The 15,047-nt window shown below is 43.8% G+C and carries 14 protein-coding genes; 9 read left to right on the plus strand and 5 right to left on the minus strand.

The annotated features are described in order from the left end of the window. Window positions 1-136: 136 nt before the first annotated feature. The gene (locus ACTUJY_RS17380) at window positions 137-1,567 is read right to left on the minus strand and encodes an Ig-like domain-containing domain (protein WP_463617396.1); all 1,431 of its coding nucleotides are present in this window, start codon (window positions 1,565-1,567) and stop codon (window positions 137-139) included. A 246-nt stretch (window positions 1,568-1,813) separates the two neighbouring features. Here ACTUJY_RS17380 and ACTUJY_RS17385 point away from each other — a divergent pair, with 246 nt between their 5' ends. Together ACTUJY_RS17385 and ACTUJY_RS17390 are read left to right on the plus strand one after the other, a co-directional pair. After that, window positions 1,814-2,794 (plus strand): malate dehydrogenase, encoded by a 981-nt coding sequence (locus ACTUJY_RS17385; protein ID WP_463617397.1) that lies wholly within the window; start codon window positions 1,814-1,816, stop codon window positions 2,792-2,794. Window positions 2,795-2,979: 185 nt separating this feature from the next. Then, a complete protein-coding gene (locus ACTUJY_RS17390; RefSeq protein WP_463617398.1) occupies window positions 2,980-3,363 on the plus strand; it encodes a YccF domain-containing protein in 384 nt (127 codons plus the stop codon). 120 nt (window positions 3,364-3,483) lie between these two features. On the opposite strand, the gene ACTUJY_RS17395 is transcribed toward ACTUJY_RS17390, so the two are convergent. Beyond that, a complete protein-coding gene (locus ACTUJY_RS17395; RefSeq protein WP_463617399.1) occupies window positions 3,484-4,896 on the minus strand; it encodes a hypothetical protein in 1,413 nt (470 codons plus the stop codon). Window positions 4,897-5,090: 194 nt separating this feature from the next. Here ACTUJY_RS17395 and ACTUJY_RS17400 point away from each other — a divergent pair, with 194 nt between their 5' ends. The 5 genes from ACTUJY_RS17400 to glpE are packed head-to-tail and all read left to right on the plus strand — an operon-like array spanning window position 5,091 to window position 9,025. Continuing rightward, a complete protein-coding gene (locus ACTUJY_RS17400) occupies window positions 5,091-6,284 on the plus strand; it encodes a glycine C-acetyltransferase (protein ID WP_463617400.1) in 1,194 nt (397 codons plus the stop codon). 41 nt (window positions 6,285-6,325) lie between these two features. Next, window positions 6,326-7,357, plus strand: a complete 1,032-nt coding sequence (tdh, locus tag ACTUJY_RS17405) for an L-threonine 3-dehydrogenase (RefSeq protein WP_463617401.1) — start codon at window positions 6,326-6,328, stop codon at window positions 7,355-7,357. Further along, window positions 7,354-7,836 carry a GNAT family N-acetyltransferase gene (locus ACTUJY_RS17410; protein ID WP_463617402.1) on the plus strand — a complete coding sequence of 161 codons (483 nt, stop codon included), beginning with the start codon at window positions 7,354-7,356 and terminating at the stop codon, window positions 7,834-7,836. The genes tdh and ACTUJY_RS17410 overlap by 4 nt, the downstream gene beginning before the upstream one ends. A gap of 9 nt (window positions 7,837-7,845) precedes the next feature. Beyond that, window positions 7,846-8,709: a rhomboid family intramembrane serine protease GlpG gene (glpG, locus tag ACTUJY_RS17415; RefSeq protein ID WP_463617403.1), complete on the plus strand. Its 864-nt coding sequence runs from the start codon at window positions 7,846-7,848 to the stop codon at window positions 8,707-8,709. 10 nt (window positions 8,710-8,719) lie between these two features. Next, window positions 8,720-9,025 carry a thiosulfate sulfurtransferase GlpE gene (glpE, locus tag ACTUJY_RS17420; protein WP_463617404.1) on the plus strand — a complete coding sequence of 102 codons (306 nt, stop codon included), beginning with the start codon at window positions 8,720-8,722 and terminating at the stop codon, window positions 9,023-9,025. Window positions 9,026-9,028: 3 nt separating this feature from the next. Here the strand turns inward: glpE and ACTUJY_RS17425 are convergent, their stop codons facing one another. Beyond that, window positions 9,029-9,481 (minus strand): flagellar basal body-associated FliL family protein, encoded by a 453-nt coding sequence (locus ACTUJY_RS17425; protein ID WP_463617405.1) that lies wholly within the window; start codon window positions 9,479-9,481, stop codon window positions 9,029-9,031. A 130-nt stretch (window positions 9,482-9,611) separates the two neighbouring features. Between ACTUJY_RS17425 and ACTUJY_RS17430 the strand changes: the two genes are divergently transcribed. Beyond that, window positions 9,612-10,088, plus strand: a complete 477-nt coding sequence (locus tag ACTUJY_RS17430; protein WP_463617406.1) for a chorismate--pyruvate lyase family protein — start codon at window positions 9,612-9,614, stop codon at window positions 10,086-10,088. Continuing rightward, a complete protein-coding gene (ubiA, locus tag ACTUJY_RS17435) occupies window positions 10,075-11,058 on the plus strand; it encodes a 4-hydroxybenzoate octaprenyltransferase (RefSeq protein ID WP_463617407.1) in 984 nt (327 codons plus the stop codon). The genes ACTUJY_RS17430 and ubiA overlap by 14 nt, the downstream gene beginning before the upstream one ends. A gap of 234 nt (window positions 11,059-11,292) precedes the next feature. Here the strand turns inward: ubiA and plsB are convergent, their stop codons facing one another. Both plsB and ACTUJY_RS17445 read right to left on the minus strand, forming a co-directional pair. Further along, window positions 11,293-13,755, minus strand: a complete 2,463-nt coding sequence (gene plsB / locus ACTUJY_RS17440) for a glycerol-3-phosphate 1-O-acyltransferase PlsB (RefSeq protein WP_463617408.1) — start codon at window positions 13,753-13,755, stop codon at window positions 11,293-11,295. Between the two features lie 46 nt (window positions 13,756-13,801). Beyond that, window positions 13,802-15,034, minus strand: a complete 1,233-nt coding sequence (locus ACTUJY_RS17445; protein ID WP_463617409.1) for a pyridoxal-dependent decarboxylase, exosortase A system-associated — start codon at window positions 15,032-15,034, stop codon at window positions 13,802-13,804. Between the last annotated feature and the right edge of the window lie 13 nt (window positions 15,035-15,047).

The following is a 15,047-nucleotide window of genomic DNA, read 5'->3' on the forward strand; positions in this document are numbered from 1 at the left end:
TGGACAATGCCAGTTCAAAACTGGAACCTGACATTGTCACAACTGGCCATCCACTTTGAAGGTCGATTAGATGGTGAACTAGAACTTTAATTTTTAGGCTGACACAGAATTCTGAACGCCCTCCCCGCCTTTGAACTTAAAACGTTGTGTTAAACTCTTCTACTGACTCGACAAATTCATGAGCGATGCCAAAGTAGTTCTTTCTTTTAACGGTTCGAGTTAATGTGTTGCCTTGATCGTCATATGATGTCTCGACTTTTATCACGCGGTCGTCATCGGTGCCAAACTCACCGTCGTCTCCTCGATAAGTCACTTGGTATAAAGTGCGTTGACCTTCATTATTGTAGGTGTACATTTTTTCACCATTAATGAGATCGTCGCCGGTAAACCACTGCTCGTCTGTTCCTGGAGTCGTAATCACTTGTCCGCCACTGCGCAGGTAATCCGTGTATTGCCAAGTTAAAGCGAACGACACAGTATCATCTGAAGTAAAGTAAGTATTATCTGGACCGGGTCCAGTGATATCAGAACTTTGCTCCAAATTTCCATCAGCGTTATAAACGTATGTCAAACCGTATGACAAATTATCGTCTGCTGTGCCCCAAACCGTGTCGTCACCAGGTCCGTCAAACGTGTAATAATACAAGGAGAAATTATTTTCATCGGTCGTTTCAATAGTGTATTGGCTTTGCAGATCGTCGGAAGTAAACCATACGTCATCGCTTCCAGGTGAGTAATAAGAAACGTAAAAGTTATCGGAATTGTTGTACGTTGAAACTCTACTGTATGCCGGAATATCGTCCATCGTTCCAAGCTCTCCATCGTTTCCTTCGCTTTGATTGGATACATATTCGGTTTCCCGGGTAACGTAGCCTTGCGCCGTTCGAGTATAGGTTCGGTAGCTGACCAATTGCCCATCTCTAAACGTTTGCGACTTGCTTACAAAATTATTGTTGTCCAGTTCTTCAATATAATGAGAGTCCGACTGATCATCTGCAGTAAACCATTGATTGTCTTGGCCACTGGAAATGTAATTTACCCAGTCCGACTTGTATTCACTCGGTGAGTATTCACGATACGCTAAGATTATGGAGTCGTCGTTAGGATCGTAATACTTTCGAGACGCTATTTTGTTCTGAAACGTCGTGAAGGTGTAGCGCTGACTACCCACTGTAAGCTCATATTCAGTTCCGTAAGCTAAGGGTACATGAGGATCAATGGCAATCGTATCCCCTTCGATATTGACAGTGAAAGGTACGTCCGCTAAAGCTGCTGAGCCAAATAAACCAGGGCGGTGAATGTGAGTGCCGAATGGTTTTAAAGAGATGTCGATATGCTCAAGATCGGAACTCGAAACAGTGGCATCAAATGTGACACGCAAGTTGGCCACAACCGAAACTTTAGTTGCGTTATCTGTGGGTGTAACCGAAACGATATTTAAAGTGGAAGTATCACCACCAAGATCAACAGAGTCTATAATTTCCTCGACACTGCTGCTGCTTCCCCCACAGGCACTGAGTAATGTTGCCGCTAAAATTAAACTACTAAGCTTTGTTCCATAATTCATGGTTTTATTTTCCTGTTTACTGGTTGTACATTCGGCGCACAATATACCGACATCTCAAATATGAATCAATTTTGCAAGCGTTGTGTGGCTCAAGAAATGCGCAAAAATGTGTGAACTGAGACTTATTACCTCTTCACAGCGGAATAGCGACTACACTTATGCTAAAATCCGCGTCCGCAATCTAACGAAACCTGTGGTAATGCCTACAGGGTATTACACTAGAACAAATCTCAAGAGGATATCAGGATGAAACAACCTGTACGTGTTGCTGTCACTGGTGCCGCTGGGCAGATCGGCTATGCTTTGCTTTTCCGTATTGCTTCTGGCGCCATGTTAGGTAATGACCAGCCGGTCATCTTACAATTGTTAGACATCACCCCCGCGATGGATGCGTTGCAAGGCGTGAAAATGGAGTTGGATGATTGCGCTTTTCCTTTGTTGCACGATGTAGTTTGTACCGATGATCCTAACGTTGCATTTAAAGACGCTGATTACGCGTTATTGGTTGGTGCTCGCCCACGGGGTCCTGGAATGGAGCGTAAAGATTTATTGGAAGCTAATGCCGCAATTTTTTCGGTTCAAGGTAAAGCATTGAACGACAACGCGAACAAAAATGTGAAAGTTTTGGTGGTGGGTAATCCGGCCAATACCAATGCTTTGATCGCACAGCGCAATGCCCCAGACTTAGATCCTCGCAATTTTACGGCAATGACGCGTCTCGATCACAATCGCGCACTGACTCAGTTGGCTCAAAAAACAGACAAAGCCGTCACGGAAGTGTCGCATATGACCATTTGGGGTAACCACTCATCTACGCAATTTCCTGACTTGTATCATGCAAAAGTTGCGGGTGATGTTGCGATTGATAAAGTGGAGCAAGATTGGTACGAAAACGATTTTATTCCTACTGTTCAGCAACGCGGAGCTGCAATTATTAAAGCTCGTGGCGCATCGTCTGCAGCTTCTGCAGCAAATGCCGCAATCGATCATATGCATGATTGGGCATTAGGCAGTCAAGGTAATGACTGGGTATCGATGGCGGTCTATTCCGATGGCAGTTACGGGATACAAGAAGGGCTGATTTTCTCGTTTCCTTGTGTTTGTAAAAATGGCGATTGGGAAATCGTCCAAGGTCTCGATATTAATGATTTCAGCCGTGATAAGTTGAAAGCCACCGAGCAAGAGTTGGCTGAAGAGCGCGATGCGGTCAGTCATTTGCTACCCTGATGCCTTTAGTGTGACTGAAAAAGGAGCTTCGGCTCCTTTTTTTACGCGTGGCAATACAATCAGAATGTGGTGAAATTCACTAAGTTTAATTAAGTAGATGTATTAAGTTATTGAAATATAAGAAGTTAAAAGTTGGCAGCTAAATTGCTAATATGCAGATGGTATCAAATCAATAAGGGTAAATAATGAGCTTGCTTTTCAACATATTATGGATTGTGTTTGGTGGTTTTTTTGTGTTTCTCGGGTATTTAGGGGGCGGTATTGCACTGTGTTTGACTTTGGTGGGCATTCCTTGGGGCTTTCAGTGTTTTAAGCTGGCCGTTTTCTCGTTGTTTCCCTTTGGAAGCGATACACGACCCACTTTAAATGAAGCGACCAGCGATACTTTAAACTTGTTTGCAAACATTATTTGGTTAATTTTTGGTGGTATTTGGGTTGTGCTTTGCCATTTATTTTGGGGTGTTGTGTTGTGCTTCAGCATTATTGGCATACCCTTTGGATTGCAGCACTTCAAAATGATGCGTTTGGGCTTTACACCTTTTGGGCGAGAGGTTTTTGAAACCGCATAAAACCTGTAGCGAGTTTCCGGTTACGAGTTTTGATTAAAGATATTCAGTTTTTTTGACCGATGGAAACAGGACTTTATCTTTTCTCGCAACTCGCAACTCGCAACTCGCAACTCGCAATGATTACTCCTCCAGTCCTGCGGCAACGCGTACTTGCGTTTCTAAGGCCATGCGTTTCTTTATTAAGTCACGCTTTTTATTTTTGTTGCTCGTGGATGCCTCTTGGTTTTCGAGCGCTTTAATTTCTTTTTCAACGCCAAAAATCTCATTGGCCAAGACACAAATTTTTTCTAATACGTCATCCTCTGAGTTATCGATGAATTTCTTATGCAAGGCGTCCAATTGCAAATCACGGGCTTGAAGGTGAAGTTCTGATTCTTGTTGCAGTTGTCGAGTTTGTTTGAGGTCGGTTGTAAGTTGCTTCTCTCTCGATTGTAAGATCACAATTCGTGTCGATTGATCCTGAAACTTTCGTGTCATAGCAAGGAAGTTTCCTATGATTGCTTTGCCGCCTTCTATTTCTGTGTGCAGCTTGTCGCAAATGGTCTGTGCTTCACCAAGAATTCGACTGTAGCGCTTGTTGTTTGAAAGTACGCTGTCTCGATCGATGGTTTCTCCTTCTTCGTAATTCATTCGGTTACTTTCTACGAGTTGTGAGTGCTCTTTTATCGACTCTCCGATACCTTCGCTTTGTTTTATTGCATTTTCAAAGTGCTCCATTAAGTTCATACCTTGCTCGTATGCGCGTCGAATTTCTTTAACTTCATCTTCAAGTTGCGCTGCCGCATCGGGAGTGGATATTCCTGAAAGTTCTCCAAAGGCATCCATGCTGCTGTTGAGTTCATCCAATAAAATCGTAAGTTGGGTTTCGTCCATCCCTTCATCGATAATATCGGACAGCCTTAATGCCAATGAGCGAATCGTTTCCTTACTGCGCTGCAAGGTGATCAGTAAGTCATCGTAGAGCTTTTTATAATGCGATAACTGCCCCTCAAGCTCCCCTGAGCGATCGGTGTTTACCGGAGTATCGGGTAGCGGTTCGGCGGATGTTTGAGACGGTTGCAGCTGCTTTAAGAGAGGTTTTAATTGAAGGATGAATTGTTCTAACGGAAGATCGCCGGTGTATTCTTGTCGAACCGTTAGTTCAGATAACAACAATTGCCGCCGAATCGCAAGTAAATACGGTTCACCAGAAGGTTGAGTGCCGATTTGATCGATTGAGTTATCGCTGTATTTTTGTAGGTAATACTCTTCTGTTGCTTGCAGTGACTCTTTTAAGAATGTTAAAGGGTCCGTTGATACTCGATTTGAAGTGGATGCTGTTTCATCTAAAGTGGAGTTTTTGTCCGATGAGGATTGGCTAAAAACACTCTTCGTGGTTCTTTTTAATCGAGAGTGCTCTCGTCTGAGTTTCATATTCAGACGTCTTACGCGTTTTAATTCTCGAAAAGTGAACCACAATCCGCCTGCAAGCACGAGGTTAAGTAACAACGTGATTTCTAGCGCAACCAGAATGGCCAGTTCACTTTCATTCATAGGCAGAGTTATTAATATATTGATTTCACTCGTAATTATAGACAATTTTACCAATTAGCTTGGCTTCTTTAGATCAATGCGAGATTGTTAAAATTTAAAAACAAACTGGCCTGGTCAAACATCTTTTGAAGTCGAGTGCAGAGTCTAAGCTTATGATACAATCGCCGGCACCTAAAGCCTCAGGAAATCAGAAGATGAAACAAGATTTTTTCAAGCATCTCCAAACGCAAATTTCTCAGTTACACGATGAAGGCCTGTATAAGGATGAACGCGTCATCGATTCACAGCAGCAGGCCGATATTCATGTAACTTCCGGAGAGGGGGTGGTTAATTTTTGTGCGAATAATTATTTGGGGTTAGCCAATCACCCCGAACTGATCAATGCAGGTAAAGCGGGCTTGGATAAATGGGGTTACGGTATGGCTTCGGTTCGTTTTATTTGCGGGACCCAGGCGGTACATAAAGAACTTGAGCAACGCATCAGCCACTTTTTAGGCATGGAAGACACCATATTGTATTCGTCGTGTTTTGATGCCAATGGCGGTTTGTTTGAAACCTTGTTGGATCCGGAAGACGCGGTGATTTCCGATGCGCTTAACCATGCATCGATTATCGACGGTGTTCGTCTATGTAAAGCCAAACGTTATCGTTACAACAACAACGATATGGCGGATTTGGAAGCCAAGCTGCAACAAGCTGAAGCCGATGGCGCTCGATACAAATTAATCGCCACTGACGGTGTTTTCTCGATGGATGGTTACATCGCAAATTTAAAAGCCATATGCGATTTGGCCGACCAATACGGCGCGTTGGTCATGGTAGATGATTCGCATGCGGTTGGCTTTGTGGGGGATAAAGGTCGCGGTACTCACGAGTATTGCGATGTGATGGACCGAGTGGACATTATTACCGGAACATTGGGCAAAGCCTTGGGTGGCGCTTCTGGCGGCTATACCTCGGGTAAAAAAGAAGTGGTTGAGTGGTTACGTCAGCGCTCTCGTCCTTATCTTTTTTCCAATACGTTGGCGCCGGTCATTGCTGCAGCATCCATAAAAGTACTGGATATGTTGGAAAGTGGCGATGAGCTTCGTGCCAAACTGCGCCGCAATGCCGAATATTTCCGAGGCAAAATGAGTGCGCTCGGCTTTAACTTGTTACCTGGTGAACACCCGATCATTCCGGTAATGATCGGCGATGCCGCTTTGGCAAAAAAGTTTGCCGATGAAATGCTAAAGCTTGGTATCTACGTTGTGGGATTCTCTTTTCCGGTGGTGCCGAAAGGTCAGGCGCGCATTCGTACGCAAATGTCAGCCGCACACGAGTTGCATCATATCGACAAAGCGGTTGCCGCCTTTGAGAAAGTAGGTCGCGATTTGGCTATTATTTGATGATTCCAGTAAAAACGTTTGTATTTTAAGAGTAGGCAGCAATGAAAACATTAACCAAAGCCAAATCCGAAGTCGGGATTTGGATGGTGGATCAACCCAAGCCAGAAGTTGGGCATAACGACGTATTAATAAAAGTTCGAAAAACCGCAATTTGTGGTACCGATATGCACATCTACAATTGGGATGAGTGGTCACAAAAAACCATCCCGGTGCCTATGATCGTTGGCCATGAGTTTGTCGGTGAAATAGCTGAGATTGGCCAAGAGGTGCGTGGTTTTCAAATAGGAGATCGGGTATCGGGTGAAGGTCATATCACCTGTGGCCACTGCCGAAATTGTCGTGCCGGGCGGCGTCATTTGTGCCGTAATACTTTTGGTGTTGGCGTCAACCGTAGTGGTGCTTTTGCAGAGTATTTGGCGATACCCGCGGAAAACGCCTTTAAAATTCCTGATGATATAAGCGACGACTTAGCGTCAATTTTTGACCCGTTTGGAAACGCAGTGCATACCGCTTTGTCGTTCGACTTGGTGGGGGAAGATGTTTTGATCACCGGCGCTGGGCCTATTGGCATTATGGCTGCAGCTGTTTGTCGTCATGTGGGGGCGCGCCATGTGGTGATCACTGACGTTAACGAATATCGGCTGGAGCTGGCACTGAAAATGGGAGCCAGTCGAGCCGTAAATGTATCAAAAGAAAAGCTGGAAGATGTCATGAGCGATTTAGGCATGACCGAAGGCTTTGATGTTGGACTGGAAATGTCGGGCGTACCCCAGGCTTTTAAGCAAATGCTTAATACCATGACGCACGGAGGCAAGATTGCCATGCTCGGTATTCCGCCGGGTGAAATGGGGATTGATTGGAATCACGTCATTTTTAAAGGGTTGATCATCAAAGGTATTTACGGACGTGAAATGTACGAGACCTGGTACAAAATGGTAAGCATGTTGCAGTCTGGGTTGGATATTTCGCCAATCATCACTCACCGGTTTGCGATAGATGAGTTTCAACAGGGCTTTGATGCAATGGGTTCCGGTCAATCGGGCAAAGTGGTACTGGACTGGGCAAACACATGAGTGAACAGGCAGTTGAATCCATCAAATGGCGCTGGAAAGCTTATAAGGAACTGACGCTGCAAGAGATGGCCGCGGTGTTTCAATTGCGCCAGTCCGTATTTATTGTTGAACAAAATTGTCCTTACCCCGATATTGACGGTAAGGATGAACAGGCTCTGCATTTGATGGGGTGGCAAGACGGACAGCTGGTCGCCACATTGCGTTTGTTTCCTGAATTCCAGCCTTATGACGGTCAATGCTCCGTTGGACGCGTTTGTTCACATCAATCCGTGCGTCGATTTGGTATTGGGCGACAATTAATGCAGCATGCGATGGACTATATTGATCAAAACTATCCGCAGCAGTCGACCCAGATAGGCGCGCAACATTACTTGAAACGGTTTTATGAAAGCTTTGGGTTTGAACAATGTTCGGAGCCTTACGACGAAGATGGCATTGAACATATTTTGATGCGTCGTCTTGCGAAACAGGTTCGGTAGTTTCTTCGTATGTATCCTATTGGGCAGATCAATTCCCATCGCGCAGCCCAAGCGTTTTGTGATTACCTTAACGCCAATCGCATTCAAGCGAGCCTTCGACAAGAAGAGGGGCACACTCTGGTTTTGGTGGCAAAACAAGATGATTTGGAAAAAGCGCGAACGGAGTTACAGCAATTTATCGAATCGCCCAATCAAGAAAAGTATTTATCGGCGTCTTGGTTGGCGGGTAAACCTGATATACATTCAAGTGGAAAGCCTCTGGTATCTCAAAAGATAATGGGTGATTTTTTAAAGCGTGCTGGACCGGTAACGCAAGGCGTATCCATTATTGCGATTTTAATAACCTTACTCACAGGTTTTGGTACGAATTATCTTACCGAGTGGTTCACCTATAAGCCTCAATTAATCTTGCATGGGGAGGTTTATCGACTGATAACGCCCATTTTCTTGCACTTTCCAATCTTAGGGATCCCATTTTTACATTTGGTGTTTAATTTGATGTGGGCATGGGACTTAGGTGGTCAGCTGGAAAAGCGATTGGGCAGTTTGGCATTAGCTTACCACATATTGGTAATTGGCCTGATTTCCAACACCGCGCAATATTTGGTATCTGGCCCGCGAATTATATTTGGCGGATTGTCTGGTGTTGTATTTGGGCTGTTGGGTTATTTCTGGATCCGTGGTGAAATTGATGCCCGTCTTGGATTTAAAGTAAACCCAGCGATACTGACCTTTTTGTTAATATGGATGGCCCTTGGTTTTGCCGGTATCATAGGTGGTATGGCCGATACAGCGCATCTTTCCGGCTTTTTAACGGGCATCACATTGGCTTGGTTGGATGTGAAAGTGTTTCGCTTTCACCGGTATTATTGAGAATTGAACGATGTTTAAACGTATCTCTATCGTCGAAGCTAAACAGTTAATCGACGAATCGAAGGCGGTAGTTGCCGATATTCGCGATCCACAATCCTATGACCATGGGCATATGTATGGTTCACATCATTTAACAAACGATAACCTTGCTGAATTTATTGCTGAACAAAACAAACAAGCTCCACTGATTGTGGTGTGTTATCACGGCAACTCAAGTCAGCAAGCGGCGCAGTTTTTGGCTGGCCAAGGCTTTGAACAGGTGTACAGCATGGATGGTGGCTTTGAAGCCTGGAAGCATCAATATGAATTTGAATAGCGATTATTGATAAATAAATTTGGTAAATAGAACATCATCGATGACTTCTTTACCGGTTTCCTCCATGAGCACCTCAGCCAGTCGCTTTTTGATTTGCGAGCGGATCTGATCGCGTTTGCCAATATCCTTAATTGTTTCCTCGTCGAGTGAATTGATCACATCGATCAATGTGTCTTCAATTAAAGGCTTATTGTGCTCGATCAGATCAAGCCCTTCGTCTCCTATCACTTGAAACTGCACGTCCACCGTAACGAAGCCAAGACGACGTGAGGGAGGCTTTTGGTAGTTGGTGATAATGTTTGGATCTAAGTCATAATAACGGATGTCGGGTTTGGGTTCGTTAGCAGCGGCAGGATCAGACTCAGAAGGGGGGGCTTCTTGTGAAAAGGCAGTTAATGTGCTGAGCGACAATAAAATTATCAATGAGAGCGTTTGTAAGACTGAATATTGTAGCATAGCCTGCTTCCTCGTTTACTTGAAGATAAGTATAGACTCTTAAGAGAATATGATCAGAGGCATTTCAGCCTGAGCGTAAATCAAGATACAATTCAGCTCTCAATTGTGTTCAGGTTTTACTACACCAATTATGCAGGGTTTGAATTGGCTGACCTTTCGAGGGTCGCTGACTGAAAAAATGGAAGCCGTGAGCGGTGCTCGAATGAGTGTTCGGGTGCTGGCGCAAGGTATGGCGGCGGCAGATCACGAGGAACGCCTTTGTTTGGGGGTATTACCGCGACAATGGGGATGGATTCGCGAAGTTGAACTGTCGATCAAGCAGCAACCTTGGTTATTAGCGAGAACCTTTGTGCCTTTGTATTCACTAAAAGGTGAACTCAAGCGAATTCGATTGTTACGAGAAAAGCCTTTGGGGCCTCTGTTGTTTAATCGACTGAGTGCAGAACGGTGTGATATCGATTTTGCTGAAGTGGACGAGGTTCGCTGGCAAAATCGCAAATTGAAACAACAACTTTGGTGCAGACGATCCATTTTTTATGTTGCGCATAAACCATTATTGTTAAGAGAACTCTTTTTACCAGAACACCCATTGTATGGAAAAAAATAAAAAACAAGCCACTGACTTCTGGTTGCTTTTTACACGCAAAATTCACCGCAATGTGCCGTGGCTGTTACTGCCTGTACGAGAGCTTTATTTTCGATATTTGCCACCCATTGTTGCCGATCGTTTAATTCAATACGGTCGTTTGATGCGCATCGATAAACCCATTGGTACTTGGTTGTTACTGTGGCCTACTTTATGGGCCTTGTTCTTGGCCGCCAATGGTGCGCCCTCCTTATCCTTGTTGGTTATTTTTGCACTCGGAACTTTTTTAATGCGTTCCGCGGGTTGCGTGATTAATGATTTTGCTGATCGAAAAATCGATAACCGCGTCGCACGCACGAAAGAACGCCCTTTAGCACAAGGAAATGTTTCCGAAAAAGAAGCGCTATCGTTGTTTTTAACGCTTTCGTTATTCGCCTTTTTTCTGGTATTGACGCTTAATCCATATACCATTGCATTATCATTTGGTGCGATAGCCATTGCTTCGATTTATCCATACATGAAGCGATATACTTATTTCCCACAAGTCATCTTGGGGGCGGCTTTCGCCTGGTCGATCCCGATGGCGTTTGCTGCAGTGAATAACGCTCTGGTTGCAGAAACGTGGGTGCTGTACATTTCTACATTAATGTGGGTGCTGGCCTACGATACTTTTTATGGAATGGTGGATCGCAAATATGATTTGAAAATAGGCGTAAAGTCCACGGCGATTTTATTTGGTGACGCTGACCTTCCAATTATCGGCATTATTCAAGGTTTGTTTTTGTTGGGTATGTTGATGATAGGTTCGCGCTATGAGTTGAACTGGCCTTATTATGTCGGTTGGCTTTTTGCATCTGGCTTAATTGGCTATCAATTCTGGATTGCTCGAAAACGCAAACCGGAACAATGTTTTAAGGCGTTTCTAAACAACCATTATGTCGGAATGATTTTGTTTTTTGGTATATTTGGCAGTTACTTAGTCGAGATTTAATGAGAAGTCATCGTTTACACAAAAAAGATAACTGCTCCTGCATAATTTGCAATTCCTGTATCCCTGTAGGGTGTCAATGAGTACTGGGCGAACTTCCGCGACGCAGACTCAGTAGCAAAAGGTATTGTCGAGCTGGCTTTTAGGCAGTTGAAAAGCGTATTTTTTATCCCAAAGCTTCATGAGCGTGCAAGTATGCGGCATTTACGCTTTAGGATATTTTCAAGCAGTGATAACTCACTCTCCCCATTTTGTTATTGCCCAGCGAGCCGTTTTTAACAAACTCTGTTGTGTCGAGTGACTGAGCATCGACATTACCAAGTGTTGTAAATCCGGAACGCTGGCATTAATGATCAAATCTCTGCCTTCACCGGTCGCGATAAAACCGCTTCGTCTTAATGAGCCAACAATTTGTTGGAATAAACTTTTATCAAACGATTCAGGAGCGTAAATGTTATACAGTGCGGCAATTCGTTGTGCGAGTTTTTGGCTTTGCGTTTCCAATTGTGCTCGACTGATGGCTTTTTGTCCAGCATGTGTCGCGAGTAGAGTTAAAGTAATTCCATAGCGCTCCAAAGTCTCTTTTAAAGTGTCTGCCAGCAACATTAATTGTGAAAACGCATCGCTATTAATTGAAGGGCGCAGTATGTTGTCGCCGCTGATACTGAGCAATTGCTGCTCATTGAATTGCTGTAAATAATGTTCAACAATTGTATCCAGGTTGTCCAACTCATAAGGTAAAAATAGTTCTCTTTTCAAAAGTGGGTAAATTGCTTTGCAATTTGCAGTGAGTTCGGCACGCTTTAAACTGGCGTGTTGGCGGAAACAGCAAGCGATGAGTGCTGGTAGCGCTAATAAATGAAGTATGTTGTTTCGATAATAAGTGAGTAAAACCGCTGACTTTTCCGGTAATTGGCATAAATTACCTAGCGGGTTGCTGAATTCATATAACGCACCCAATTGTTTAGCATCTTCCAGCAGATTATTTGCTGTTGCGTCGGGAATGAAGATATCAGTTTCCGTCGGCGCGTTTTTGAGTATGGACAAATACCACTCGATTTGTTGTAGCAGTTCACTTTTACCCAAAGTATGGCGCTGTGTTGATAGCAATATTAGACTTACCAAATTTACGCAATTGATAGCAGTACTTTGATTGATGCGCGTCATTGCGTTTTCGCCCAGCTTTAAAACAAAATCTGAGAGCCATTGTGGTCGTTCGTCGCGGTTAGTGGTTTTCCAGTCTGGGTGTTGCTCATTCAGTAACTGGTCTAGGTGAATAGGCTTAGCAAAGTTAACGTAAACTCGACCATAACGTTGCTGTAATTGTTTACGAACTTTAAGTAATTGCCCCATGGACTCCTTTTTCTTTTGTGCGCCTTGCATTTCTTTAATGTAACTTTTGCCCTCCATCATGCGCTCGTAACCAATATAAACCGGTACTATGGCGATGGGTTTGTGACATCCTCGCATATAATTTTGAACCATCATACCGAGCATGCCGGTTTTGGGGTGCAATAATCGGCCAGTACGACTGCGACCACCTTCGGGGAAAAACTCGACGGGTATACCTTTGTTTAACAGCGAGTGAAAATAAGCATTGAAAACAGCGGTGTATAATTTGTTACCACTGAAACTGCGACGAATAAAAAAGGCGCCTCCACGTCGTAATACACCACCTATTGGCCAAAAATTAAGATTGATTCCGGCGGCAATATGAGGTGGTACCAATCCTTCGTAGTAAAGCGTATAAGACAATAATAAATAGTCGATATGACTGCGATGACAAGGAAGGTAAACCACTTCATGATCCCTTGCTAACTCTCTTACGCGATCCGCATTGATAACTTCTACACCGCCATACATTTTATTCCAAACCCAGGACAGTACAGTGCTCATAAAGCGTACGGTTTTATACGAGTAATTTGAAGCGATTTCATCAGCGTACTTATACGCAAGTTTTTGTGCTTTTTGATAACTTATTTTCTTTTTCTTCTGCTCACGCTTAATTGCTTCAATGACTTCATCGCGAGCGAGTAGTCCCGTGATCATCTGTTTACGATTGGCAACCAGTGGCCCCATAGCTGCAATCCACTGGTGGTGGAAATATACCCGCAACGTTCGTGTTACTTTTCGCGCTTTAGCCTCAATACTGGACTGCTTTTTTAATAAATTTAACTGTAGAGGCTTACCGAAATTCATAAAGCTGTTTCGACCTTGAAAAAGTATCATTAATAGCTTACGAAATGGATTGGCACTTTCACTGTCGGTAAGGAGTAAGCGAAACAGCGACTTTTCTTTGCCTGGATTACGTCCCCAATAAATGGAAACCGGGATGATTTGAGGAACTTCGGGACTTTCCTCGTACTTTCTTAGTAGCTGTTGCAATAAATGAAAATATTTTTTTATGGTAGAAGGACGACGGCCGAAAATTTGTTTGTGTTGAACGAAGAAGACACCTCCGTTTGGAATGGTTGTGCAATGAGCGTCAATAAATTGCGGTTTTGGTAATCCGAGTTTTTTACACTCTTTTTCCAGCATAATAAAACTGCTGGTCGAACGTGTACGCATCACATAGTAAATGGGCTTATCTTGATCGATATTCAATGACTTTGTCGGATCTTCCGGTAGCGACTTTATTCTTACTAATGCATCCAGAGGCAATTTTGCAAGGCTGAAATACAGTTTGCGTAGTCCAAGCATTTTTTTTCTCTTTGTCGATTTTGGGGCTTTTATTCCCTAGGATTAATTACACTAAAACTTCAATGGGAGCCGGGTGGCTTAAAAACTCTTTCGGGCTGGCGGTAAAGCCATAAGCCCCTGATTGATAGATCACAATCAAATCGCCGATTTCTATAGTTGGCAACGTCATATTCTTTGCCATTAAATCCAATGGTGTACACAAGGGACCAACGATGGTGACTGCTTCCTCTTCGTTTTGTTGCATTTTATTACCCACTGCTACTGGGTAGTTCTTTCGAATGACCTGACCAAAATTACCCGAAGCTGCCAAGTGATGATGTAAGCCGCCATCTATCATGATAAAGGTCTCACCACGCGACCGTTTTTTGTCCAATACTCTCGAAACGAAGACGCCTGCATTTCCAACGAGGTACCGACCCAGCTCCAGAATAATTTCAGTGTCGGAAAAGTCCTTTGTAAATTGTTGGCGTAATTGCTTCAAATTCTCTGCAATTGGCGTTACATCGAGAGGTTGTTCACCTGGAAAATAAGGAATACCGAAGCCACCCCCGATATTCAGAGTGGATAATTTTATTTGACACTGTTGAGCCAAATCGCTCGCCAATTTAAAAATATTATTATGCGCCTGACAAATGGCGTCAGCGTTTAAGTTCTGTGAGCCAGTAAAAATATGAAAGCCCTGAAAGTTCAAGTTGGCATTTTGAATCTGCGCGATCATTTTGGGCACCTGCTCGGCATCGATCCCAAACTGTTGCGCACCTCCTCCCATTTTCATGCCCGATGCTTTTAACTCGAAGTTGGGATTTATGCGAATGGCAATATTGGCAACAAATGAGTGCTGTTTGCAGAGTGTAATCACACGCTGAAGTTCGGTTTCCGATTCCAAATTAATCGTGATATTTGAGGCAAGCGCCATTAATAGCTCTCGTTCTGACTTGGCTGGTCCTGCAAAGCTGATGTTGGAAGAAGGCTTTCCGCTATTAAGGGCTGTGGTAAGTTCATTACCTGAGGCGACATCAAGTCCGTCTACCAGTGGCGCGATAAAGTCTACCAATGCGGGCATCGGGTTCGCTTTAATGGCGAAATGCAAACTGACTGACTCGAAACGATGCCGTATTGCTGAAATATTTTGATGTATAACAGAACGATCGTAAGCATAATAAGGTGTTTGTCCAACGCGTTGTGTTAACTGCGACAACGGTGTTCCGTTAATTAATAACTGTTGATCATGCACTTGAAATTGTGACATTGGGCAATGCTGTGGGCGTGCGTTGCTCATTTTTTACTTCCGT

Source organism: Pleionea sp. WD8-19 (genome assembly GCF_055326765.1).